General features: G+C 53.8%; 22 protein-coding genes. 6 read left to right on the top strand and 16 right to left on the bottom strand.

The genetic code is table 11. The features are described from left to right. Positions 1-23: 23 nt before the first annotated feature. Together ACJJIB_RS03195 and ACJJIB_RS03190 are read right to left on the bottom strand one after the other, a co-directional pair. Complete coding sequence (locus tag ACJJIB_RS03195; RefSeq protein WP_444887854.1) at positions 24-440, bottom strand: MerR family transcriptional regulator; 417 nt, start codon at positions 438-440, stop codon at positions 24-26. A gap of 128 nt (positions 441-568) precedes the next feature. Further along, complete coding sequence (locus tag ACJJIB_RS03190) at positions 569-1,651, bottom strand: hypothetical protein (RefSeq protein WP_444883574.1); 1,083 nt, start codon at positions 1,649-1,651, stop codon at positions 569-571. 239 nt (positions 1,652-1,890) lie between these two features. Here ACJJIB_RS03190 and serB point away from each other — a divergent pair, with 239 nt between their 5' ends. Further along, complete coding sequence (gene serB, locus ACJJIB_RS03185; protein WP_444887853.1) at positions 1,891-3,045, top strand: phosphoserine phosphatase SerB; 1,155 nt, start codon at positions 1,891-1,893, stop codon at positions 3,043-3,045. 125 nt (positions 3,046-3,170) lie between these two features. Here serB and ACJJIB_RS03180 read toward each other — a convergent pair whose 3' ends face one another. From ACJJIB_RS03180 to ACJJIB_RS03170, 3 genes are all read right to left on the bottom strand, one after another. Beyond that, positions 3,171-3,410: a hypothetical protein gene (locus ACJJIB_RS03180; RefSeq protein WP_444887852.1), complete on the bottom strand. Its 240-nt coding sequence runs from the start codon at positions 3,408-3,410 to the stop codon at positions 3,171-3,173. A 144-nt stretch (positions 3,411-3,554) separates the two neighbouring features. Continuing rightward, a complete protein-coding gene (locus ACJJIB_RS03175) occupies positions 3,555-5,498 on the bottom strand; it encodes a M1 family metallopeptidase (RefSeq protein WP_444887851.1) in 1,944 nt (647 codons plus the stop codon). A gap of 17 nt (positions 5,499-5,515) precedes the next feature. Next, positions 5,516-5,665, bottom strand: a complete 150-nt coding sequence (locus tag ACJJIB_RS03170; RefSeq protein ID WP_444887850.1) for a hypothetical protein — start codon at positions 5,663-5,665, stop codon at positions 5,516-5,518. Positions 5,666-5,808: 143 nt separating this feature from the next. Between ACJJIB_RS03170 and ACJJIB_RS03165 the strand changes: the two genes are divergently transcribed. Next, positions 5,809-7,470 carry an alkaline phosphatase D family protein gene (locus ACJJIB_RS03165; RefSeq protein ID WP_444887849.1) on the top strand — a complete coding sequence of 554 codons (1,662 nt, stop codon included), beginning with the start codon at positions 5,809-5,811 and terminating at the stop codon, positions 7,468-7,470. A gap of 66 nt (positions 7,471-7,536) precedes the next feature. Here ACJJIB_RS03165 and ACJJIB_RS03160 read toward each other — a convergent pair whose 3' ends face one another. Further along, complete coding sequence (locus ACJJIB_RS03160; protein WP_444887848.1) at positions 7,537-9,624, bottom strand: EAL domain-containing protein; 2,088 nt, start codon at positions 9,622-9,624, stop codon at positions 7,537-7,539. A 312-nt stretch (positions 9,625-9,936) separates the two neighbouring features. After that, entirely contained in the window at positions 9,937-10,959 is a 1,023-nt protein-coding gene (gene epmB, locus ACJJIB_RS03155; RefSeq protein ID WP_444888897.1) for an EF-P beta-lysylation protein EpmB, read from the bottom strand. 722 nt (positions 10,960-11,681) lie between these two features. On the opposite strand from epmB, the gene ACJJIB_RS03150 reads away from it, so the two are divergent. The 4 genes from ACJJIB_RS03150 (at position 11,682) to epmA (ending at position 15,272) form a co-directional block, all read left to right on the top strand. After that, positions 11,682-12,392 (top strand): iron-containing redox enzyme family protein, encoded by a 711-nt coding sequence (locus tag ACJJIB_RS03150; protein WP_444883566.1) that lies wholly within the window; start codon positions 11,682-11,684, stop codon positions 12,390-12,392. Positions 12,393-12,565: 173 nt separating this feature from the next. Further along, positions 12,566-13,360, top strand: coding sequence for an aldolase (locus tag ACJJIB_RS03145; protein ID WP_444883565.1), 795 nt, complete (start codon positions 12,566-12,568; stop codon positions 13,358-13,360). A gap of 333 nt (positions 13,361-13,693) precedes the next feature. Then, positions 13,694-14,266: an elongation factor P gene (efp, locus tag ACJJIB_RS03140; RefSeq protein ID WP_252084272.1), complete on the top strand. Its 573-nt coding sequence runs from the start codon at positions 13,694-13,696 to the stop codon at positions 14,264-14,266. Between the two features lie 52 nt (positions 14,267-14,318). Further along, entirely contained in the window at positions 14,319-15,272 is a 954-nt protein-coding gene (gene epmA / locus ACJJIB_RS03135; RefSeq protein WP_444887847.1) for an EF-P lysine aminoacylase EpmA, read from the top strand. Positions 15,273-15,313: 41 nt separating this feature from the next. Here the strand turns inward: epmA and ACJJIB_RS03130 are convergent, their stop codons facing one another. The 9 genes from ACJJIB_RS03130 to acs all read right to left on the bottom strand — a co-directional run bounded on the left by ACJJIB_RS03130 (position 15,314) and on the right by acs (position 23,836). Continuing rightward, the gene (locus tag ACJJIB_RS03130; protein WP_444887846.1) at positions 15,314-16,108 is read right to left on the bottom strand and encodes a GNAT family N-acetyltransferase; all 795 of its coding nucleotides are present in this window, start codon (positions 16,106-16,108) and stop codon (positions 15,314-15,316) included. 73 nt (positions 16,109-16,181) lie between these two features. Continuing rightward, on the bottom strand, positions 16,182-17,009 hold the full coding sequence (gene cysE, locus ACJJIB_RS03125) for a serine O-acetyltransferase (RefSeq protein ID WP_444887845.1): 828 nt from the start codon (positions 17,007-17,009) through the stop codon (positions 16,182-16,184). 1 nt (position 17,010) lies between these two features. After that, entirely contained in the window at positions 17,011-17,997 is a 987-nt protein-coding gene (locus ACJJIB_RS03120) for an SrkA family protein kinase (protein WP_444887844.1), read from the bottom strand. Between the two features lie 160 nt (positions 17,998-18,157). Then, positions 18,158-18,640, bottom strand: coding sequence for an ankyrin repeat domain-containing protein (locus ACJJIB_RS03115; RefSeq protein ID WP_444883560.1), 483 nt, complete (start codon positions 18,638-18,640; stop codon positions 18,158-18,160). Between the two features lie 55 nt (positions 18,641-18,695). Next, positions 18,696-20,195 (bottom strand): catalase, encoded by a 1,500-nt coding sequence (locus tag ACJJIB_RS03110; RefSeq protein WP_444887843.1) that lies wholly within the window; start codon positions 20,193-20,195, stop codon positions 18,696-18,698. 134 nt (positions 20,196-20,329) lie between these two features. After that, positions 20,330-20,728, bottom strand: coding sequence for a DUF6632 domain-containing protein (locus ACJJIB_RS03105; protein ID WP_252084265.1), 399 nt, complete (start codon positions 20,726-20,728; stop codon positions 20,330-20,332). Positions 20,729-20,767: 39 nt separating this feature from the next. Further along, positions 20,768-21,145, bottom strand: a complete 378-nt coding sequence (locus ACJJIB_RS03100) for a VOC family protein (RefSeq protein ID WP_444887842.1) — start codon at positions 21,143-21,145, stop codon at positions 20,768-20,770. A 193-nt stretch (positions 21,146-21,338) separates the two neighbouring features. Beyond that, complete coding sequence (locus ACJJIB_RS03095; protein ID WP_444887841.1) at positions 21,339-21,755, bottom strand: RipA family octameric membrane protein; 417 nt, start codon at positions 21,753-21,755, stop codon at positions 21,339-21,341. Between the two features lie 143 nt (positions 21,756-21,898). Next, entirely contained in the window at positions 21,899-23,836 is a 1,938-nt protein-coding gene (gene acs / locus ACJJIB_RS03090; RefSeq protein WP_444887840.1) for an acetate--CoA ligase, read from the bottom strand. Positions 23,837-23,853 lie beyond the last annotated feature (17 nt).

Below are 23,853 nucleotides of genomic sequence, written 5' to 3'. Positions count from 1 at the left end.
CGTCGAAATTTTTAACCGGTGAACTAGGGGCTTTCCTCGTTGCGGCTCTTTACCAAAGCCGCTTGTGCACGGGCTTCGGCTTCACCGAGTTCCCCCATCAGGCTCTCAATATCCCGCAGCTGCTGCTGCAACTGTGCCCGCTTCTGCGCTATACGCTCCAGCAGGCGCTGTAACTGCTCTACATTGCCATGAGCGGGGTCGTACATATCGATAATCTCGCGGCTCTCATCAAGGGAAAAACCCAGGCGCTTGCCGCGTAAAATCAGCTTTAAGCGCACCCGTTCTTCGGGGCTGTAGACACGGGTCTGACCATGCCGCTCCGGTTTGAGCAGGCCCTTGTCCTCATAGAAACGGATGGCGCGGGTGGTTATCTCAAACTCCCGCGCCAGCTCCGAAATACTGTAACTCTGGGGCTCTACGATGCTGGCTTTGGCTTTCATAAGTACTTCCTCGAGACGCAACAGAGCCTAACAAGAGTTTACGTTGACGTAAACGTAAAGCAAACGCCAAAAATAACTGCGAGGGGCTATTCAGTCATTAACCCATCGCAGTAATCGGAAGGGAGGGATCAGACGCCCAACAGCTGTTGCAACTGATTGTCGAGCAACTTTTGATAGGAGGGTGTAAGGCCTGTGATTTCCAGAGCCCAGCCAGCACCGTGGTGCTCAATACGCCCAGCCAGAGAGCTATCCTCCAGCAACTCAGGATGTAAAAACAAACCACGCGATTGGTTTAGTAGCTGTTCAGCAGAAAAATCTGGCGTGCTTGGCTCACAAGGCGCCACCGCCAGGGCCAACTTCAAACCGGTAGCGCGGCTGACACTCTGCATCTCCCGCAGCAACAGGCCACAGCAGACCGCACGAAACGCCGAATCGGCGCCGGAAAACCCCAAACCAACTTGTGGCCCTGCACAACTCAATGGATGGGCACCGTAGATCCGACGCAGCAACTGCATACGCCCATCCAATTCCCGCTGAATTCCTTCGAGCGCACTGCGACTCAATTGGTTGGTCAATTGAGCCCAATTCAATGGCCGCAGGTACAGGCCTATAGAGTCTTGCTTTTGTTCGGGAAGATCCGCAGAGGAAAGAGGCTCTTCCGCTGGCAAACTGCGCTGCGCGGAAAAACCCCCTGTCATCAGTGCCGCCACTGCACTAAATGGCAGGGCAAATACCAGCGTCAGCAATAAGCTGGCCCAGGGAAAGCTGACGTCCGCACCAGGAATCAGGGCTACGGTAACATTGCCGGCGATACTGTCGTGCAGCACTACTGGCACACTGATGGTCTCGCCACTCTTCAGATCACCAACTTCCGCCAGGCTATTGGATTCCACATCCTCAACAGCAACACCGCTGATAGCGGGCAATTCCAGCAGCTGCCTGGCCAACAGCTGCATACTGATACGATCATCGGCAACAATACGCTCCAGGCTCTGCCCGGCGAGAAAACTGGCCGCAACCTGCGCAGAGGCCCGGTCTCTCTCCACCGCATCAGCATGGCGCTGCGCATAGTAATGACCGAGAGCCACGCTGCAGAACAGCGCCAGTATCAGCCAGATCATCGCAGCCAGCAGACGCTGGCGGGTACGTTTAGATAAACGCGCAAACTGCTCTGGCAACCTGCGCAGAAGAGAAATCATCGATACAGACATAAATACGGCTTTAATACCTTGCCTTGTTTTTATTACCTTGCGTTTTTGGAACTCTCCACGGCCAAGGACCCTGGCGCAATTTTATCCTCACAAAGCGCAAATAATACGCAGTGTAATTTCCTGTGCCGTTGGTCGATCCCGCAACAAAATAGTTCCACACAGGATTTTTTAATTTGTAAGTAAATAAGCGGGCCCAACCTGCGGCGCTGATTTTAACGAAGATTCCCGCTAGAGCTATAATGCGTCGCTTATTGAATAAATTGGGGACCTTCGCTATGGGCGTCGAGACTAAAGCACAAGAATTTCATCTGCCCCTGGCGCAAATTACCCAGTCACGCTTCGACTGTTCTGTGCGCTACCTCACCTATAGCGGCGGCCATGCACTGCTGGGGTTGGAATACGACAATACAGCCCCCTTTTCGGACGCCGTCAGTTGCCAATTGAATTTACCCAGCGCGATACCATCAGACGTGCAATCGCCCTGGTGCCTGACCTTCCTAAGCCCAGCAGCCACCCTGTCACAACTGCAGCGCCTGCTGGATTTTTGTGCTGAGCAACACTGGCATATTGATGTCATCGACACCCTAGCCCACCGGCACGAGTGCACGGTCATCCGCTTTCAGTTCAGCGCTGAACTGGAGTTTTCCCCGGCACGTTTTGCCTGCCTACAATTGGCCGAAGCAATCGGAGCCGATCTGGTCTTGCAGGCGGGCATCAGTCAGAGAGTACCGGCACTGGCTGGCTTCGATATGGATTCCACTCTGATCGATGCAGAGGTGATCGACGAGCTAGCCAAGATTACCGGAATCGGCGACCAGGTGGCGGCCATCACTGCGGCCGCCATGCGCGGCGAATTGGATTTTCGCGATAGTTTCAAAAAACGTATGGCGTTGCTAAAAGGTTTTTCCGAACAGCGCCTGGCAGAAATCGCCAGGCAACTGCCACTAAAAGATGGAGCGCAAAACCTGTTGCACTGCCTGCGCAAACTCGGCTGCAAAACGGTCATTTTGTCCGGCGGTTTTACCTACTTCGCCAATTTCCTACAAAGGGAACGCCTGGCTGTTGACCTGATATACGCCAATGAACTGGAGTTTGCCGAAGGCGCGCTCACCGGTGAAGTGATAGAGCCTATTGTGGACGGAATGCGCAAGCGGTTATTGCTGGGAGAAACTGCAAAGGAGATGGGAGTGCCGCTGGAAAAAGTGGTTGCCGTTGGAGATGGGGCAAACGATATCCCCATGTTAAACCTGGGTGCCCTGGGTATCGCCATACACCCAAAACCCAAAGTCCGCAGGGAGGCGCCGCAAGCTATCACTCTATTTGGACTAGATGCGGCGCTTTACCTGTTCGGTCTCAACGACCAGCAAATTGCCGAATTGGGACAGCCTTCTTAAAGGTGCCCCAAAAAAGGTTTATATCACCGCGTGTGGGAAGGGGAATGAGCGCGGCTTAGTGTTATCCGAGCAGGCACTGGGTTCATACTCGCAACCTGCTGCCAAAAGGCTGAGAAAAGCCAATATTAAAATCCGCCTGTACATAGGTACCTCCCTTTGCCTAAATGGATTTTTATTCGAGCAGCAGGGTACGCAATGGGTTCCGTTTTGAACAGCAGTTTAATGATTTTTATGCCAGAAAATTGACGTAAAATTCTTTCTTTTGTACCAGTTTGTTCAGCTTTGCTACACAACCGATTACACAGGTCTTTTTTAGCATTGCGCGCCAGCCAAACCCAACCCGAAACCAGCTTTAGCAGATTCATTGAGTTAATCTTGGCAAGAGGAAAAACGGGCAGATAAAGCTAGGGAAAGCTCATAGGTGGCCAGTGTTGCGCTGGCAACAATCAGTATGGAGAGCGGCGATTCTGGTGCACAGCACCAAAATCGCACAAGTGTCGAAGGCCGAGCTAGCCTTCTTTTTTACCGTAGATTACCAGGCTGTTCACTTTTACCGTCAGCGGGTGATACCCCACCTTGGCGCGTTCAAAAATACGCGCTGCCACATCCTGTTTGCCGGTTTCAACCATATTGCGGTATAGCGGGCGCAGGAACTTGTTGCGGCCGATGCTGGTAAGGAAGTTTTCCAGGCGATTGAATGCCGGCTCGTAGTCGTTGCGCACGGCAATCATCAGCCAGCTAAAGGCCACTTCGTTATTGCGGGATTGGGTCAGGCCAAAGGCGCTGTCCAGTTCCTTCAATTGCGTTTCAGTCAACTTTTCCGGCATACCGTCGAGGAAATACTTCCACTGGTGGAAGGTCCAGCCCTTGGTGTCGATATCCTTCGCTACCAATTTGCCGTCCAACCACTGCTGACGCACTGGGTCCAACTTGCTGAAGGCATCGGACTGCGGGTGCGGCGCACCTTCAGGAATACCCGGCTCGAAAATCCACTGATGAATGCGCTCGCGATCCAGCTTGTCAGCGTGCTCAACCAACAAGGTCTTGTCGAGGTACTTAACGAAATCCTCGGTGGTAATGCTCTGGAAGGAGAAGTGGTTGAAGTACTCCATCAGGAAGCGGTCAAACGCTTCGCGGCCCACTTTCTGCTCCAGCTCGTACAGGAACAGGGAGCCTTTTTCATAGGGAATATTGGAGAAGACTTCATCGGGATCACGGCCGCGCAGGTCGATCGCCATTATCTCATCGCGGGGCTCTTTATCGGCCAGGTCCGCCTGCAGGTCGTCATAACCCAGAGCCATTTCCATCTGATAGCGCTCATCGCCGTAGACGAACTGCATGATGCGGTTGGTCAGGTAGGTGGTGAAGCCTTCATTCAGCCACAGGTCGCGCCAGCTGGCATTGGTCACCAGGTTGCCGGACCAGGAGTGGGCCAATTCGTGGGCAATCAGGGCTACCAAGCTCTTATCGCCGGCGATCACCGTCGGAGTGATAAAGCTCAGGCGCGGGTTTTCCATACCGCCGAAGGGGAAGCTGGGCGGCAGAATTAGCAGATCGTAGCGGTCCCAGTGATAGGGGCCATACGCCTTTTCGGTCACTTCCAGCATGGATTCGGTATCGGCAAACTCCGCCGCTGCAGATTCCAGCATGGAAGGCTCGGCGTAAACACCGGTGCGCTCACCCATGGGCTTAAACTGCAGGTCGCCTACTGCCAGGGCAATCAGATAAGAGGGAATGCGCTGGGGCATTTCAAATTCGTAAACGCCATCTTTGGCCGCCTGCGGATCGTTGTTCGCACTCATTACCGCGCGCAGTTCTTTCGGGGTGCGAACGGTAGCGTTGTAGGTGATACGAACTTTCGGGGAATCCTGCAGCGGGATAAAGCTGCGCGCGTGAATCGCCTGGGCCTGGGTAAACAGGAACGGATGCTTTTTACCCGCGGTCTGCTGCGGTTCCAGCCACTGAACACCAGAGGCGCCCGGCGCTGTGCGGTAGCGGATAGTAATGCTGTCGGCATCTTCCGGCAGCTCGATATTCAGCGGAGTGCCCAGGTGGCTGTCTTTCTCACCCATGGAGAAATTCACCGGCGCGCCGTTAGCCGATACAGAAACCACTTCCAGCTCGCGGGTATCGAGCACCATCGGCAGGTTCTTGTCGTTGAGGCGCTTGAAGTCCAGCTTGGCTTCGCCCTCAAGTACCTTGCGGGAGAAGTCGACAGTCAGGTCCAGATCCAGGTGCTGCACCTGGTAGTCATTGCTATTGGCGAAGGAGTGATAATCCACACCGGATTGCGGCGCCTTTTCTGCAACGCTTTTCTTCTCGATCACCGCAGCCGCTTTTACCGACGTATCGGCGCTGTCAGCTTCGACCTTGGTCGGTTCATTCTTGGAACAACCTGAGGCTACGGCGAGGCCGCCGACGATCAGGCTGGTGCATAGTAAACGGGGCAACATGGGTCTACTCCCTGGGTTCAGCTTTTCAATTTGCGCCACAGGATACCCGAGAGTAAGCGCTTGCGGAACGACAGCGGGAAAGACCATTGCTGGATACCGGTCACAATGAAGGTGTACAGAGTCTCGCCAGCGGCGATCGTGCTCTCAGGAGCAATAAAAATAGACATATGTCTCAACTTATCGGTTGGCGGACGAATTTGCCGACTAATCCGCACCTACAACACAAAAATTCCCCCATCAATTAACAAAGCCTTCACTTTCCCTATTCAGACTGCGGGCCCTCTAAAACAAGCACATAAAGGAGAGTCCCATGTCACTATCCCGGAGGCGGTTTCTACAATTTTCCGGCGCCGGCCTGGCATCGCTGCCACTGCTGAAAGCCTATGGTGCTGGCCTGCAGCCATTCCAACACGGCGTAGCCAGCGGAGATCCCCTAGCGGATCGCGTTATTCTCTGGACCAGGATCACCCCCTCCAATGATCCCGCCTTCCAGTCCATGGTGCCCTATAGCTGGCAGATCGCACTGGACCCGGAAATGGCCATGGTGGTTAACAGCGGCAGTGGTCTCACCGGCCCAGAAGTGGATTACACCATCAAGGTGGACGCATCAGGACTACAGGCAGGCACTAGTTACTACTACCGTTTCTACTCCAACGGTATCGATTCACCGATCGGCCGCACCCGCACCCTGCCCACCGGCCATGTGGAGCGCCTGCGCTTCGCCGTTACCAGCTGCTCCAATTACCCGATGGGCTACTTCAATGTGTATCGCGAGATCGCCCTGCGCGCCGATCTGGATGTAGTACTGCACCTGGGAGACTACATCTATGAATATGGTCCCGGTGGTTTTGGCACCGGTAGTGGCCTCGGACGCGAGCCAATTCCCGCCAAGGAAATGGTGGATATTCAGGACTATCGCCAGCGCTACGCACAATATCGCTCAGACCCCGATCTACAGGAAGTCCACCGCCAGCACCCGTTTATTTGCGTATGGGACGACCACGAAACCACCAACAATGCCTGGGCCGGTGGTGCGGAGAACCACAACCCCCAAGACGGCGAAGGCGAATGGGCGGTGCGCCGCTCTGTGGCAAACCAGGCCTACTTTGAATGGATGCCAATCCGCGATAACGGCATCCTCGATTTATTTGGTGACAAGGCCATTTACCGCAGCTTCCGCTTTGGCAACCTGATGGATTTGATGATGCTGGATACGCGAATTGCCGCGCGTGACGAGCAGGCCAATTGGTTCGACCAGAAGACCGCCGATAATCCCGATCGCAGTATCCTCGGCGCACAACAGGAGCAATGGCTGCACAGCGGCCTGACGCAATCCCAAGCGGACGGTGTGCGCTGGCGGGTACTGGGGCAGCAAGTGATGATGGCGCAACTGACTCTGGCCAAAGATCTGTCGATCAATATGGACCAATGGGATGGTTACACCGCCTCCCGCGAGCGCCTCTTCGATCACATCAGCAACCACAATATCGACAATTTTGTCGTGCTCACCGGAGATATCCACAGTTCCTGGGCCTGGGACCTGGCCAGCAATCCATTCAATATTCTCGAGTACGGCCGCCTAACCGGCCGCGGTGCCCTGGGCGGCGAGTTTGTCACCCCGGGAGTGACCTCCAGCTTCCTGGACAAGTCCCATTTAACTGATGTAGCCGCCATCGCCATGGATGGACTGATTCCTCATCTGAAGTGGGTTGACGTAACCCAGCGCGGCTACCTGCTGATGGATGTATCCCACTCTCGCACCAAAGCCCACTGGTACCATGTGGATACTGTCACCAGTAAGAGTTACAACACCAACCTGGCGCGAATCTATAAGCAAAAGGCCGGCGCCAACCACATACAAAGAGCCTGGAGTGAGAGTAATGCTCCCGCTGAAGTGCCTGCACCGGCTCCAGGCTATGCCACTCTGGCGCGCAACGCCATTGCCGCCCTGCGCAGCCGCTATCAGGTTTAAGCGGCATAAAAAAACCGCGCGGCCCACCGAGCCGCGCGGGTTTTCTCTCGCCAATTAAGAGCCGGATCAATCCAGGCTAAAGTCGAAATTCATCTCATCTGCCGGAGCCTGCACATAGTAACCCTGGATATAGTCAGTGCCGGTTTGCCAAAGAGTGGGCAACATGCTGGCCTGCTCGATATGGGGCACGATCACCTTGGTATTCGCCTCACCCAGGCGCTGTACCAACCCTGCAAGGGTATCGCTGCTCTCGCCCTCGTCCTGCACTTCGCGCACAAATGACGGGTCGATCTTGGCGATATCCACCTTCACATGTTCCAGTGCCTTAAACGGGTTCAGGCCGGTACCGAAGTGACAGACTGAAACACGACAGCCGATCTGCTGTACCTGGGTAGTGAAGTCCCGCGCAGCGTGTAAGTTGCTGGTGATATCCTCCTGGCGCAACTGAAATACCACCGAAGCGGGTATCAACTTGGCGGCCTTGAAGGCCACCCCCAGCCAGGCCGGCAGGCTGTTGTCGAGTAGTGAAGCGGTAGTGAGATGCAACAACAGCGACACCTCCTTGCCCTCGGCCCTGGCGGCGGCCGCGGCCTTGATCGCGGTAAGGATCACCCAGCGATCCATCTTTGCCGACAGCCCCGCATCACCCAGATCCTGCAGAAAAGCCAGCGGCGCCAGTTCCTCTTTTTCATCAAGCATACGCACTAAAACCTCGTACATCTGCTCGCCGGTGCCCTGCAAACTCAGGATCGGCTGGTACAGTAGCTTGAGGTTGCCCGCTTCCAGCGCCTGCACCACACGGGCGCGGTGATAGGTACCGGCATCGGCACTGTTTTCGGTATCCGGCTCATAAAGGGCAAAAGCACCGCCCTGAGCGTCTTCGCCGAGGGCCCGTTTATGGGCCGTTTGTGCCTGCTCCAGCACTTGCTGGGAGCCACTGGAAGCCTCGCTCAGTAATGAAATCCCAATCGAGGCGGTCACCTGCTGGGTCTTGCCGGCGGCATCGAAAATGGTGTCAGCAATTCGCTTGAGTATGTCTTTAGCGCGCAGCTCGATACTATCCGGCGTTGTATCGGAACTCAGCAGGCAGAAACTGTCATCACTGTAACGTGCCAGGGTGTCACCGCTGCGCTGGCAGCCCTGTAATAATTCTGCCATGGCTTTCTGCAGTGCGTCGGCACCAGCCACACCCACAACTTTTTGCACCTCCTCAGCAAAGCGATCCACCTGAATAAACATTAAGCCACCGGTGCGATGTGAATCCGCCGAAGCCTTGATGGTGGAGTCCAGTAGCTGCAAAAAATGCTGGCGGTTATATAGGCCAGTGAGAGGGTCGCGATTTTTAATATCGCTGAGCTGAGCTTCCAGCTGTTCAGTATCGCCGCGACGACTGGCAATGCGCACTTGCAAACAGCGCTCATCCTCGTAAGTCGTACTGAGTACCTCTGCACGGGTGGGCAGTGGATCGCCGCTCACAGTTCTGGCAGTAAACTGCCACTCCTTGGCTTCAACTTCATTGTTGTCGATAGCGCAGCGCTTGAGAAATTCCCGTGCGCCCTCCTGCTCATTTTCCGCCAACATATCGATCAGCGGTTGGTATTCGATATCCTCACCAGTTTCATAGCCGAAACGCTCGGCAAAGGAATCGTTGGCATATACCAGTAGGCCGTCGGAGACATAGGCTATGGCATCTTTGGAGCTGTCGAGTAATTCTTTAGCCCGCTTGAGTGTGGCGTGATAGCGACGGTCGTGTAGCCGCGCCTGGCGGCGGTTTTCGAGAGCCGACATCTCGCGCTGGATCACCAACAATAGGTGTTGATCTTCATCCACCGTCACCACGTCCCTGGCGCCCAGTTTCAGCCCTTCAACTACCGGCTGAGAGCCACTGCGCTCACTCAGCAGAATCACCGGAATATCTTTTTGCAGTTTACTGATAGTGCGTAGAGTTACTGCAGGAGGAACCTGAGTACTACCTTCTGAGGCGATCACTAGGTCCCAGGTTTTATCTTGCAGCAAGCGGGTAAAAACCGCTTCATTAGCGACATGCTGGGCACGATTGGGCCTGCCTGCATTGTGCAACATGCTCACCAGGCGCTGTGCCTCTGAAGGCATATCGTGAATCAGAAGGAGTCGGATAGTGTCGTTGCTATTCATTATTTGCTCTATTTATTCAGGGCAGCGCACCGCAACCCCATGCGGTAGTTTAGGGGGCCCCTGTGGTGGCATACAAGAGCACATCTGGGTGGTACGCGTGATTCAAGTCACACTATTCTTCCTGCCAAAAACAAGCCCGAGAGTATTTTTTTGCGAAATAAGTAATCACTCAGCAGGCCGGCAGCTGCTTTTCTGGCCCGCGGGCTGTGCGGCGCAATTGATCGGCAGCCACTCTATAGATAGGCTCTGCCGTGTATTTAGCACAGATCAATTTGGCGCCATTTTTCTATCCTCTACGCCTCAGGATTTTTATTAATCGACGTTAGAAGGTTTGACGCAAGCCTCTATTGGCGACTTGGAAGCGACACCCGGCACTTCTCGCACCAGCTTCGGCACCAAATAACCCGGAAGGCGCCGGCGCAATTGCTCAACGATTTCCACTGCCACGCTATCACTCACTTCGAAGTGGGCCGCACCGTTAACCCTGTCCAACTGATGTAGGTAATAGGGCAACACACTCGCATCAAACAGAGTTTCGCTGAGGGCCTCCAGGGCTTCGCAGCTATCATTGACACCGCGCAGCAGCACCGCTTGATTTAACAGAGTCACTCCCGCTTCGCGTAGTCTGAGCAGGGCCCCACGCACCTCAGCATCAATTTCGTTAGCGTGATTACAGTGCAAAACCAGCACTGGCTTCAGGCGCGACTGGCTGAACCAGGACAGCATCTCATCAGTAATGCGGCTCGGCGCCACAATGGGTACACGACTGTGCACGCGCAATTTATTTAGATGGGGGATCTGTGCCAGCTCACCGGCGAGCCAACCGAGTTGGCGATCATTCAATACCAGTGGATCACCACCGCTCAAAATCACCTCGCGCAACTCTGTGTGTGCGCGCACATAATCAAGCGCTGCAGACCACTGTTTGCGATTCAAATGATTATCGCCATAGGGAAATTCCCGGCGAAAGCAGTAACGACAATTTACCGCGCACTGTCCCGCTGTAATAAACAGCAGGCGACCGTGATATTTATGTACCACCCCCGGCAGTGGATTCGCCTCAGCTTCTTTTAGCGGGTCTGCACTATAACCCGCTACTACTTCCAACTCTGCAGCGCCGGGCAAAACCTGCAACAACAGCGGATCATTTGGATCGGCAGGGCGTATACGACGGAGAAACGGGCGCGGTACCCGCAAGGCAAACTTGTCATTGGCCCGTTGCGCCCAAGGCAGCTGCGCCGGGTCAAGCTGCAGCAACCGGATCAACTCTTCGGGATCAGTGATCAGGTCTGAAAGTTCATCCTGCCAGCGGCGGGCTTCGGAGATGTCGATCATTTCGCTGTCGACGGCTGGGGATTTCACCATAGGAATACGCACGGAAGGGAGCAACACTAAAGAAGCCATTGTACCAGAAGCTGCCCCCAGCACAGACGCTCCAGGTATTCGGCCTACAAAGCCTGATAGCGGTACCCAAAAGGTGGAAAACTGCCGATCAAAGTTACCGAGCCAAAACCAATAAAACCATACAGTCACAATGGCTTTAAAGCCAATTAATATCGGGTTCAGTCAGGCCCACACCCTGACTTTCAGTAACAAGGAGTGTAAACCAAGCCTGTGCAAAATATTTTTTTTCTCACAATTATTCAACTTTGTCACATAAACAACGAAAAAAAATCGACAAAAAAATAAACGCCACACTGACCTTGAGATTAGAAAATCTCAATATCGCCCTTTCAACATAGGCGCACAGCCTGCGCTGCAAGCGAAGTAACGACTTCACTACCACCAAAGTAAAAAATCACTCCGAATCAATAAAAGTTGTTACTAACAAAAAAATAACTACCAGCATAAAAATATTACTACTCATACAAATTTCCTTAGGAAAATCTTCACAATTCCCCCATTCACAACAGGGTTAATACGGTGTTAATTTAACCAAAGACAAAGCGATAACAACCTTGTCTTTCTTGAATTCAGTGCACTCGAATTTCAATAAAAAAATAAACCGGACATCTTCCTCGTCCAATAAAAATGGAATTACATAAAGGAATAATTCGATGGAAATGCAGCTTGAATTACTTGAGGCAAATAAAGATTTACTGATTGAGCAAACTCGTGCTCACCCATTCCTCAAGCGCTGCCGCGATGGCTCTATAACCATGGAAGAGCTGAAAATTTTCCTGGTCCAACAGGGAATTTACAGCAGCTACTTCGTGCGTTACCTGTGTGCGATGATGGCCAACCTCCCCAGTAATCAAGAAGTACATGAGCTGGCTGAAAACCTGATGGAAGAACTGGGTTTGGAACCCGACAGCCCCAAGCCCCACGCTGAGATTTACCGCGAGACTCTCGAGCATTTTGGTCTGAGCTTGGAAAATGCAGAAATTCTGCCGGGCACCCAGCATCTGATCGACACTATGTTCCAACACTGCCGCGACCTGCGTGCCAGCTCGGGACTGGGCGCACTATGCCTGGGCGCAGAGGCACTGGTACCGGACCTTTATAGCGATATCGTAGCCGGCTTCCGCGCCCGCGGCGTGGCAGACGAACAGTTAACTTTCTTTCTGCTGCATATCGAATGCGACGACGGCCATGCTGAAACCATCCGCGATATTATGGTCGATATCGGCAGTAAAGATGCCTCCCAGCTTGATGTCATGCTCGATGCGGGACGCCGTCTGGTGCAGGCCCGCCAACAGTTCTTCGATTCTATCGAAACTGCCTACCGCACCTCGAACCAGAGTCAGCCCCAAGCGATCCCCGCCTAAACCGTGTTTGCCCGGCCATTTATTGTGGCTGGGCACAATACAGGGATGTATTTACCACAGTGAAACCACTGTGCTTGCTATAAAAAATTAAAAAGATTGAACGGCACTTTCCCAGAGTTCCACCGCGCACGGCGACCGGTGAACATTCTGTGCCGTAAATATTGGAGTTAAAAATGGCTGAAACACTATCAATGAATAAAAGCGAGCTGATTGAGCGCGCCAGCGAATCCATGAAGCAGCATCTAGGCGTGCCCGATTGGACTCTGCGTGAAAAACTTGCGCTCACCTGCCGTATTCTTTTTGCCCACGGACACGACTCCGGTCTGGCCGGACAGATCACTGCCCGAGCAGAAACACCAGGAAATTATTACACCCAGCGCCTGGGCCTGGGCTTTGATGAAATTACCGCGTCCAATTTGCTGGAAGTGAACGAAGATCTCGAAGTCCTTTCCGGCGACGGCATGGCCAACCCTGCCAACCGCTTCCATACTTGGATTTACCGTGCACGTCCGGATGTTAAGTGCATAGTGCACAGCCATCCAATTCATATCTCTGCACTGTCCATGCTGGAGCGCCCACTGAAAATTTCCCACATGGACGCCTGCATGCTGTACGACGACATCGCCTTCCTCAAGGAGTGGCCAGGCGTGCCGGTGGGCAACAGCGAGGGCGAGTTGATTGCTGAAGCGATCGGTGACAAGCGCGCTATTCTGCTCGCCCATCACGGCCTGATCATTGCCTGTCGCTCCGTCGAGGAAGCCTGCTCCATGGCCCTCCAGTGCGAGCGCGCCGCCCAGTTGCAAATGCTGGCGGAGTCCTCTGGCACCATTCAGGATATAAAACCGGAACTCGGCCGCGAAGCCCACGACTGGATCCTGCAGGAAAAACGCAGTCAGGCTACCTTCGCTTACTATGCCAGACGCCTGCTGCGAGATATCGACAAAAGCAGCGATAATCCGCTTGGCTAATACACAGCCACCGCTACTTTTTTCAGTCCGCGGGCCCAACACCTGCGGGCTCGCAAGCAGCTCCAGCCAAGATCTGTACAAGCGGCCATAACAACTCTTCAAATCGCCGCACGGAGTCGTTCAAGCCGCCGCCCTCCTGTATAATCTCGCCCCAACATTTCAGGGCCGCAGGTAAAGTCTCTGCGCCGCGGCCTAACGAGTCGCCTGCAGCTACCATTTTTGGCGGGAGCGCACGGGATTCCCAGGGCTGGAGCGGGCCGCGGCCGGGCTTTTGTGAGGGGAAAACTCGTTAAAAATCATAGAGATACATGACTTATAAGGGCTCTAATTGCTATGGCTAATTACTCTACCAACGAATTCAAGGGCGGCCTCAAGGTAATGCTCGACGGCGATCCCTGCTCGATTGTAGAAAACGAGTTCGTCAAACCTGGCAAGGGCCAGGCATTCAACCGCGTTAAACTGCGCAACCTGAAAACCGGCCGAGTTTGGGAGCGCACCTTCCGCTCCGGCGAAAGCTTGGAAGGCGCAGATGTTATGGACCGCGAGATGGAATACCTCTACAACGATGGAGAGTTCTTCCACTTTATGGAGCCCGAAACCTTCGAACAGCACCAGGCCAGCACCGACGCAGTGGGCGACGCATCCAAATGGCTGAAAGAGCAGGATATCTGCACTGTAACCCTGTACAACGGTTCTCCGCTGGCAGTCACTCCGCCCAACCACGTCATTCTGGAAATCACTGACACCGATCCCGGCCTGCGCGGCGATACCGCCCAGGGCGGCACCAAGCCGGCTACCCTGGCTACCGGCGCTGTGGTTAAAGTGCCGTTGTTCCTGGAAATCGGCGAGACCATCAAAGTAGATACCCGCACCGGTGAATACCTGGGCCGCGCCAAAGAAGATTAATTTCCCACCTCTCGCGGGCGGCCACCGGCCGTCCGCCGCCTGAGCCAATCCCATGACCTCTAACCTCTGGCGTCCTAGCGCCACCATTGAAGCCCTGCGCCATCGCGCCGCGTTACTGGCTGAAATTCGCCAATTTTTTACTGTCCGCAAGGTGCTGGAAACCGAAGTGCCAGTGCTTTCACGCCGCGCTACCAGCGACCCACATATCGATTCCATTCCCACCCAATGCGGTGGTGACAACGCCTACCTAGCCACCAGCCCAGAGTTTGGGCTGAAGCGCTTGCTGGCCGCCGGTTTCGGCGACTGCTACTACCTGGGCAAGGCGTTTCGCCAAGGTGAAGCAGGCAGCCGCCACAACCCGGAATTCACCATGTTGGAATGGTATCGCTGCGGCTGGGATGATCGACGCCTGATGGACGAAGTGGCCGATCTACTAAGCGAAGTACTAGAAATCCAACAAGTGCAGTTACTCAGCTATCGGGAGTTGTTCCAGCGCGAATTACAGCTGGACCCCCATAACGCCAGCGATAGTGACTTACACCGCTGTGTCGAGCAGGAGATGGACCTGGCCTTCAGCCCCGCTGATCGCAGCGAATGTCTGGACTTGCTGATGAGCCATCGCCTGGAGCCCACCATGGGTGAGGGTATTACGCTGCTGTACGACTTCCCCGCAGACCAAGCGGCGCTTGCCAAGGTGCTTCCCGACGAAGGTGGCACCCCAGTGGCAAGGCGCTTCGAAGCCTATGTGGGCGGACTGGAGCTAGCCAACGGTTATTGGGAATTGACCGATAGTGCGGAACAGCTGCGCCGTTTCCAAGTGGACCATGCCTATCGCCAAAAGCACGGCCTCAATCTCTATCCCTATGAGGAGCGATTAGTGGAGGCATTGCGGGCGGGGATGCCGGAGTGTGCCGGTGTGGCACTTGGTGTGGATCGTTTATTGATGTTGGCCGGTGGTTACAAAACCATCGAAGAAGTGATCGCCTTTCCTATTGAACGCGCTTGACCCTCGTTAGACTCTATAGAACAACAAACTGATCAGCCCCCTCAAGGCGTGTAAACATAGCGCGCCACCTCGCCCACAGCAAAAAAGCCGCAATCCAATGGCAACTGCTGACGTTCCGCAGGTACCAGCGCCACTAGACTGCGGTGATGACTGCTCTGAGCCTGCTCCAGCAGATAGTGAAACAGAGCCCGACCAATCCCCTGCCCTCGGTAGTCTTGCAGAGTCACCAGATCGTAGAGTCCCAGAGCATCAGCGGAGGCAAACAGGCAGCCCGCCGCCACCGGAGTATCCTGCAACCGTGCCAAAAAGAACCTGAGCCGCGCTCGGCGCTGTTCGGGAATCTCCGCCAGTGCCGTGTAAAATTTTTTTAGCTCCGCGGCTTCCAGGGCACTGCCGCACTCCGCCGCCTGTACTTCTGCATATTCGGGCAGAGCCTCTTTTTTTACCGGGGACAACACCAACCCATCCACTTTCTGTGCGGCCCCCTGCACTGCCAGGCGTTCAATCTCTGCGGCCATCGCCACCTGCGATTGCTTGCGCTGTAATCCCAGCTGCGCCAGAGCCTCGTCATCGAGCGGCTTGGAGGCGCTGTGCCACAAGGTAAATGCGCTGTGGCGCTCGGCAAAATAGTCCAGCGCGAAGCGCTGCAGTATGCGTGGCTGCATCACTGTATTGGAAACCGCCTGGTTGAGGCGGCCCGATAAAAGACCAGTATCACTGCGCACAATACCGGTGATCTCTTTGGTGTGATTGGGATTGAGCAAAGCCGCGCAATAACTGGCGTGAGCCTCTAGATTGCGGCAGACAAGGTTTTTGGCGCTGAGACTGTATTTCATGGGTACAAGGATAGTTCCGTTTATCCAACTCCCTAAAGAACGAAAAACCCCGCACAAGGCGGGGTTGCGATCACTACTTTTCCACTTGCGAAAGCGCACACTGATCCATAGACATTGCCGGCTGGGCACAAGTCGCCGGCCCCACCACTTTGGCCGGCACACCGGCCACCAGGGTTTTTGCCGGTACCGGCTTTAAGACCACACTGCCAGAGGCCACCTGGGCGCATTCGCCCACTTCAATATTGCCCAGTACCTTGCTGCCGGCGCCAATCAAAACCCCACAGCGAATCTTGGGGTGGCGGTCGCCACTCTCCTTACCGGTCCCCCCCAGGGTTACCGACTGCATGATGGAAACATTGTCCTCCACTACCGCAGTCTCACCAATCACAATACCGGTAGCGTGGTCCAGCAGGATACCCTCCCCCACTTTTGCCGCGGGGTGAATATCCACACTGAACACCACCGAGACCCGGTGCTGTAAAAACATGGCCAACGAACGGCGCTGCTGCCGCCACAACCAATGCGCCACCCGGTGCACCTGCAGGGCGTGAAACCCTTTGAAGTAGAGGAAGGGCTCGTGCATGGAATTGCAGGCGGAATCCCGTAGATAAGTGGCATTCAGATCCGCGCGCGCCGCACGACCTATTTCCGGGTCGGCCGCCAGGGCTTCATCGATCACCTCGCGGATCAGCAATGCCGGCGCCACGGCATTGTCCAACTTGTTGGCCAGGTGAAAACTGAGGGCCGCCTCCAGGGAGCTGTGATTGAGAATAGTGGCGTGCAGAAAACTGGCCAGGATCGGTTCGCGTTCGACCTGCTGTGCCACTTCGATGCGAATTCGCTCCCATAGTAAATCCGAATTTGTCTCGGTGCATGAGGCATTCACAGTGGACTCTTCCATATCAAACCGCTCCCAGTGTCAGAGGTGGCTCCAGTAGTGCCGATTGCTGCTCGCGCAGTGCCAGTATATGTTCCGCCCAATAACGAGGCGTGTTAAACCAGGGAAATGCCTGGGGAAAAGCCGGATCCTGCCAGCGGCGCGCCAGCCAGGCAGCGTGGTGCATCTGGCGCAAACAGCGCAATGGTTCCACCAGCTGCAACTGCTGGGGATCAAAACTATAGAAGGTTTCATAACCTTCGAGTACCGCATCAAGGTAGGCGGTTTGCTCGGCGCGATTGCCAGAGATCAGCATCCAGATATCCTGGATGGCCGGGCCCATCAGGCAGTCATCCAGATCCACAAACCAGGGCGTCTCATCGCGCCACAGGAAGTTACCACTGTGACAGTCACCGTGCAGACGCAGTAAGTCCCAATCGCGCTCAAACAACGGGGCGACCTGTTCAATAATATGCCCGGTTACCGAGGCGTAGGCCTCACGGTTTTCCCGCGGTAAAAAATCACCGCCCAGGATAAATTCGCGGCTATCAACGGCAAAGTGCTTTAGAGTCAGAGTCGGGCGATGAATAAAGGGCTTAGCGCCACCCACTGCGTGGATACGCCCGAGCATAGTGCCCACCTGCTCCAGATGATCGAAATTATCCAGCTCCAGCTGGCGCCCCCCGCGGCGGGGAAACAAGGCAAAGCGAAAGCCTGCCGACTCCAGCAGGGTATGCCCATCAAACTGCATCGGCGCCACCACCGGAATCTCCGCTTCGGCCAATTCCAGAGTGAAACGATGCTCTTCCTGAATCTGCTCATCACTCCAGCGGCCGGGGCGGTAAAATTTGGCGATCAATGGCTCCGCGCCCTCAATGCCCACTTGGTAGACCCGGTTTTCATAACTGTTTAAGGGAAAAATGCGCGCATCGGAAATCAGCCCGGTGCTCTCGACACAGTCAATCACCACGTCCGGCGTAAGGGCTTCATAGGGATGGTGGCTCTGGGTCATAGCGGGTACCAACTGAATATCGGTTGGCTATGCTAACGCGCTCGCGGGGGCGGGGACAAACACAGAATAGCCCCGCAGCTTTAGCGACACCCAAAGAGGCTGCAGAAGGGGAAGTGGCGTGCAATAGCACTAACCAGAACCACTCTCTGAATTGCAGTGACTAACCGCCACTTGACCGCTGTTGCTGCAATAGCTGAACCATTTGGTCACGACCAAAGACCTCGGCAAAATCCTCTGCCGAATGGCCGGCCCTATTGACCTGTTGCGAATCACAGTCCTGCTTTAACAAGGTTCTTGCCAAGGCAAACTCACCACGAAAAATTGCCGCCATCAACGCGGTATTGCCGCGACGATCCTGTGCACAGGCGTCCGCACCCCTTTGCAACAAATAATCCACAGCTTCCCTGCGGCCGTTATAGGTGGCAATCATCAGTGCCGTATAGCCTTTTGAATTGCGGGTATTTAGGGGAAATCCGGCTTGCGAGAATTCACGCAGCACCTCGGTATCACCAATCCTGGCAGCGGCAAAAAAATACTGGGAGAGTTCGGTAAAGTCAGAGTCATTTTTTTCCGGCTCCACTGCCTGAGCCATTAGAGTTAGCCCCTGGGCGAGAAAGACGATTGCAAATAGAATTGATCTCATGAGTTCACCTAAACATTTTGGTGGGCGGCAACTGCCGCCCACCAATGGGTCAATATTACTGGGCCAGTTTTTTCACTCGGCTCAGGTTGCCACCAACCGCTTTGGTCAGGCGCTGGCCATAGTCTTTATCGGCGTGGTAGAAATAGCTCAGCATAATGTGTTTGGTGTTGTCATCGCGCACCTTACCCAGATCACCAGCTAGGTTTTCTATCAGGTTCTGACGCTCTTTCAAACTCAAGCTGCGATAGAAAACACCGGCCTGGGCAAATGGCAGTTTCTTCTCAATCGCCTTTTGCTGGGTACTGCCAGTGAGCAGCTTATTGCTGTACAGGCCTTTGGGATCTTCGCTGCGGGCATCAATACGGCTCGGCTGATAGTTCACATCGGAAGTCTGCTGCCCGTAATTTGCGGCTCCATCTTGGTTCCAGTTATTCACTACTGCGCGGGGACGATTGATCGGCAGCTGCTGATGATTCGCCCCCAAGCGATACATTTGAGTATCGGAGTAGGAGAAAACACGGCCCTGCAGCAGACGGTCTTCAGACGGTTCAATGCCGGGCACAATATTGGCTGGCGCAAATGCGGCTTGCTCAGTTTCCTGGAAAAAATTAGTGGGCACACGGTTGAGCGTCATGGTGCCGACTTTGGTTTCCTCCACATCCAGCCACATTTTAGTCGCGTCGAGTGGGTTGTAATTAAAGCCATCAAGCTGAGAAGGTTTCAGTACCTTGATATACAAATCCCACTGGGGGTAGTCGCCTTTCTCAATGGCCGCGTACATATCTCGCGTCGCATGACTGAAATCTTTCGACTGGATTTCCGCCGCTTCCTCCGCACTTAGGTTTTTAATACCCTGGCGGGTTTTCCAGTGGAATTTCACATAATGTACTTCGCCCTTATCATTGATAAGTTTATAGGCGTGCACACCCCAACCATCCATTTGACGCAAGTTTGCCGGGGTGCCGTAGTCAGAATAAACCCAGCTGAGCATATGGGTGGCTTCTGGTACATGGCTAAAGAAATCGAAAAAGCGATTCGGATCCTGCTGATTGGTTACCGGAGAGGGTTTCAGGGAATGCACCATATCCGGAAATTTAATCGCATCGCGAATAAAAAATACCGGCAGATTATTGCCTACGAGATCCCAGTTGCCCTCATCGGTATAAAACTTGGTGGCGAAGCCACGGGGATCGCGCAGAGTCTCCGGCGAACCTTTGGAATGAATTACGGTTGAGAAGCGCACGAAAACTGGTGTCTTGCTACCGGGCTCAAATACCACCGCTCGGGTCAGGTCACCAATATCCTTTGTAGCGACAAATTCACCGTGTACTCCTGTGCCGCGCGCATGTACAACCCGCTCTGGAATACGCTCGCGGGCAAAGCGCTGTAATTTCTGGATCAGGTGCACATCCTGCAGCAAATTCCCACCATTTTCTCCCGCAGTTTGTGAGTTCTGATTGTCACCTATCGGTGCGCCATTATCGCGAGTTAATGTCTCAGCATTGGCACCGCCTATCAGGCCGATAGTTAATGCAAATAAAGGAAGATATTTCATCGGCAAGTCCGTCCCTAAAATTGTTTCTATTACAGGGACAGAGCTTATAAGCGAGTATATTTAGTGGGAAATTAGACCTTATTATCGTTCTTATAGTTGGGATTAATAAGCTGCACTGACTATAAAATTCCCCCTCAAGTTTTATCACTTTTTTTAAAGTGACGCTTTGGCATCAGATACCAAAGCACAATTGCCACCAAAAAAAGCGCAGGAATATCTCCCAACAAATTCGCTCGCTCAGTGCGATCGTACAATGCCTGAAACAGCATAATGGTGGCATGCACCAAGCTGGACCAAACGGTAAACCAAATTAAGCTGGCATTGGCTGCGGGATCTTTTGCCGCGCGAATAAGAAAAACACCCAAAGTTGCATAGATCCCCATAATCATCTGCTCATATTCCGGCTGTCGTGGGGTCCACCCCCACCCAGATGGCCAAACCCACATCATCATCGGATAAATAGCAAATATAAAGATCAGGCCTACGACTACCAGTGCAATAGGTAGGTACTTGGCGCGGACAGCATCATCCATAACAAAGTCTCTATTTTATTAGCTAAGCAACTGCCTGAATTATTCCTGCAAATCGCCGGGCAAATGACAAACCACCTCAAGATTGTTGCCATCCGGGTCTAATACATAGGCTGCGTAGTAATCCGGGTGATACTCTTCATAGATATCCGGTACACCATTATCGGTACCACCCGCTGCCAATGCGGCTCGATAGAAATCACGCACCACCTCACGTTCCTCGGCCCGAAAGGCAATATGAAGCTGAGAGCTGCTGACTTCCTCGCCGCGAATCCAAAATTCCGGCTTATCCGCCCAACCAAAACCAGCTGAATTATCAAACTCCATCACCAGTTCATACCCCAAACACGCCAGGGCCTGGCGATAAAATTCACGGGAGCGAGTAAAATCTTCGACCGGTATTCTGATGTGATCCAACATTGATTTACTTTCCCTTTCTTAGGCTGGCTTCACCGCCAATCTGCAAGATAGTCCAGGGAAGGGAGTTAGACCTTGCTTGGAATGGAATCGTGACGGGCTTTACTGCGTGAAAAGAACCATTACAGTGTCGAGGCTGATGACAACCCAGCAAATTCTGTCGCCAAGTTGCCATGCCAAAATTTGAGGGGTCGGGTTAAGGAGTGATATACCAGTGATACAACCCATATGCTGCCACACCAAATCCAAAGATAAGCTGGCCGACCAAAAGTACTCGATAGGCAAAGGTGTAACGCGCAATTTCCCCACGGCGGATAGCGTCATTGGAAAAAATTCTGGCCTCTTCGGGATACTGTTTCTCGAGATTTTGCAGGGCGGGTACCGCTAACCTAAGTAGCTCGCGGCTGCGTACATCCATCAACCAAAATACCGTTACCAGGATCATCACAAAACCACCGAGCAGGGCCAATATAAGCGGGTGAAAATTTTTCTCCACCGCAGTAAAAATCCCACCCTCCACAAACATGGTCAGTACAACAAAAAAATTAAAAACCTTGAGGCGCTGGTCAGCTGCAAAGCGATAGTGCTCACAAAGGTACTTTACCTGCTCCAAACTCTTTCTCCTTGAGTCAATTTACTGGCCTTGAACCACCGCGCGATGGCACCGATAAGAGCAAAAAAGCCGGGCGATGCCCGGCTTTTCTACAGTCCCCAACAGCCGCGCCGCCAGGGAATAGTACTTGCGCTAAATTCAGGTCAGCGATTTTCGCGATGTGCCAGTAGATCGTCAACTACTGCAGGGTCCGCCAGGGTGGAGGTATCTCCAAGGTTATCCAACTCATTACAGGCTATCTTGCGCAGAATACGCCGCATAATTTTTCCCGAGCGGGTTTTAGGCAGGCCCGGCGCCCATTGAATAACATCAGGCTTGGCAATAGGCCCTATCTCTTTGGAGCAGAGTTCAATTAACGCCTGCCGCAAGGCTTCACTGGGTTCCCGCCCTGATTTCAGGGTAACAAACGCATAGATACCCTGCCCCTTAATATCATGTGGATAACCCACCACCGCGGCCTCTGCGGTGTCCGGGTGCAATACCAGAGCACTCTCGATCTCAGCGGTGCCTAGGCGGTGGCCGGAAACATTCAACACATCGTCGATACGCCCAGTGATCCAGTAGTAACCATCCGCATCCCTGCGCGCACCATCGCCAGTAAAGTAATAACCGGGATAAGTGGAAAAGTAGGTATCGATCATACGTTGGCGATCGCCATATACTCCGCGAATCATCGAGGGCCAGCTTTTTTTAATCGCCAGAGCACCCTCTCCTGCTCCTTCGATTTCTTTGCCGTCCCCATCCAACAACACCGGCTGCACACCAAAGAAAGGCTTTGTGGCAGAACCCGGTTTAAGCGCCATAGCACCGGGTAGCGGTGTGATCATATGAGCGCCGGTTTCCGTCTGCCACCAGGTATCCACAATAGGGCAGCGCTCATCACCGACTACCTTGTAATACCACTCCCAGGCCTCTGGATTAATTGGCTCACCCACTGTCCCCAATAGTCGCAAGGAGCTGCGTTCTGTACTGGTGACAAACGCATCCCCCGCTCCCATTAGTGCACGGATCGCTGTAGGCGCAGTGTAAAAGCTGTTGACCTGATGTTTATCCACAACCTGCCAAAAACGTGAGGCATCCGGATAGGTGGGCACGCCTTCAAACATTAACGTGGTGGCTCCGGCAGCCAGGGGACCGTAAACGATATAGCTGTGGCCGGTAACCCAACCGACATCTGCGGTACACCAGAAAACCTCACCCTCGCGGTAATCGAACACATACTTGAAAGTCATGGTGGCCATCAGCAGGTAGCCTGCTGTGGTATGCAGTACACCCTTGGGCTTGCCGGTGGAACCGGAGGTGTAAAGGATAAATAGTGGGTCCTCGGCGTTGACGATTTCCGGTTTACATTCGCCATCCATTTCCGCAATGGAATCCGCATACCAGATATCGCGCTTACTATCCCAGTCCACCGGAGCACCGATATGTTTCACCACAATGGCCGTGTGTACGTTGGGACACTCGGACAGGGCCTTGTCCACATTGGCTTTGAGAGGGATATGCTTACCCCCTCGAATCGCTTCATCGGCGGTAATCACCAAGCGACAATCAGAGTCGAGTATGCGATCCCTTAGCGAAACCGGCGAGAAACCGCCAAACACCACCGAGTGCACCGCACCAATACGGGCACAGGCGAGCATGGCATAGGCCGCCTCGGGAATCATGGGCATATAAATGCAAACCCGATCTCCTTTCTTCACTCCACGAGACTTCAACAGGTTCGCCAGGCGGCACACATTGTCATACAGAGTGCGATAGGTAATCGCCACACTATCGGCAGGGTCGTCTCCCTCCCACAAAATGGCGGTTTGCTCACTGCGGCTAGCTAAGTGTCTGTCGATGCAATTCACCGTGACATTGAGTTGACCATCGGCAAACCAAGCCGTATGCCCTCGGTGCATATCCTCCTCCAGCACCTGGGTAAAAGATTTTTCCCACTGCAGAAAATCCTTGGCCTGCTGAGCCCAGAATGCCTCTGGATCTTGCACCGATTGTCGATACATTTTTTCGTAGTCTTCAGCGCCAATCAGAGCATTGGCGGCAAACTTGGCAGGTATGGGGCGGGTATGCACATCTGACATCATCTTCTCCCTTATTA

The sequence above is a fragment of the Microbulbifer mixtoriginis (SeqCode) genome, assembly GCF_052467705.1.
Note: the sequence above shows the minus strand (reverse complement) of the source record. Positions and strands in the feature narration are given on the sequence as shown.

Bases quoted from the DNA above. Each gene is read 5' to 3' on its own strand.
- ACJJIB_RS03195 (WP_444887854.1), bottom strand. From the start codon at position 440: ATGAAAGCCAAAGCCAGCATCGTAGAGCCCCAGAGTTACAGTATTTCG.
- ACJJIB_RS03190 (WP_444883574.1), bottom strand. From the start codon at position 1,651: ATGTCTGTATCGATGATTTCTCTTCTGCGCAGGTTGCCAGAGCAGTTT.
- serB (WP_444887853.1), top strand. From the start codon at position 1,891: ATGCGTCGCTTATTGAATAAATTGGGGACCTTCGCTATGGGCGTCGAG.
- ACJJIB_RS03180 (WP_444887852.1), bottom strand. From the start codon at position 3,410: ATGAATCTGCTAAAGCTGGTTTCGGGTTGGGTTTGGCTGGCGCGCAAT.
- ACJJIB_RS03175 (WP_444887851.1), bottom strand. From the start codon at position 5,498: ATGTTGCCCCGTTTACTATGCACCAGCCTGATCGTCGGCGGCCTCGCC.
- ACJJIB_RS03170 (WP_444887850.1), bottom strand. From the start codon at position 5,665: ATGTCTATTTTTATTGCTCCTGAGAGCACGATCGCCGCTGGCGAGACT.
- ACJJIB_RS03165 (WP_444887849.1), top strand. From the start codon at position 5,809: ATGTCACTATCCCGGAGGCGGTTTCTACAATTTTCCGGCGCCGGCCTG.
- ACJJIB_RS03160 (WP_444887848.1), bottom strand. From the start codon at position 9,624: ATGAATAGCAACGACACTATCCGACTCCTTCTGATTCACGATATGCCT.
- epmB (WP_444888897.1), bottom strand. From the start codon at position 10,959: ATGATCGACATCTCCGAAGCCCGCCGCTGGCAGGATGAACTTTCAGAC.
- ACJJIB_RS03150 (WP_444883566.1), top strand. From the start codon at position 11,682: ATGGAAATGCAGCTTGAATTACTTGAGGCAAATAAAGATTTACTGATT.
- ACJJIB_RS03145 (WP_444883565.1), top strand. From the start codon at position 12,566: ATGGCTGAAACACTATCAATGAATAAAAGCGAGCTGATTGAGCGCGCC.
- efp (WP_252084272.1), top strand. From the start codon at position 13,694: ATGGCTAATTACTCTACCAACGAATTCAAGGGCGGCCTCAAGGTAATG.
- epmA (WP_444887847.1), top strand. From the start codon at position 14,319: ATGACCTCTAACCTCTGGCGTCCTAGCGCCACCATTGAAGCCCTGCGC.
- ACJJIB_RS03130 (WP_444887846.1), bottom strand. From the start codon at position 16,108: ATGAAATACAGTCTCAGCGCCAAAAACCTTGTCTGCCGCAATCTAGAG.
- cysE (WP_444887845.1), bottom strand. From the start codon at position 17,009: ATGGAAGAGTCCACTGTGAATGCCTCATGCACCGAGACAAATTCGGAT.
- ACJJIB_RS03120 (WP_444887844.1), bottom strand. From the start codon at position 17,997: ATGACCCAGAGCCACCATCCCTATGAAGCCCTTACGCCGGACGTGGTG.
- ACJJIB_RS03115 (WP_444883560.1), bottom strand. From the start codon at position 18,640: ATGAGATCAATTCTATTTGCAATCGTCTTTCTCGCCCAGGGGCTAACT.
- ACJJIB_RS03110 (WP_444887843.1), bottom strand. From the start codon at position 20,195: ATGAAATATCTTCCTTTATTTGCATTAACTATCGGCCTGATAGGCGGT.
- ACJJIB_RS03105 (WP_252084265.1), bottom strand. From the start codon at position 20,728: ATGGATGATGCTGTCCGCGCCAAGTACCTACCTATTGCACTGGTAGTC.
- ACJJIB_RS03100 (WP_444887842.1), bottom strand. From the start codon at position 21,145: ATGTTGGATCACATCAGAATACCGGTCGAAGATTTTACTCGCTCCCGT.
- acs (WP_444887840.1), bottom strand. From the start codon at position 23,836: ATGTCAGATGTGCATACCCGCCCCATACCTGCCAAGTTTGCCGCCAAT.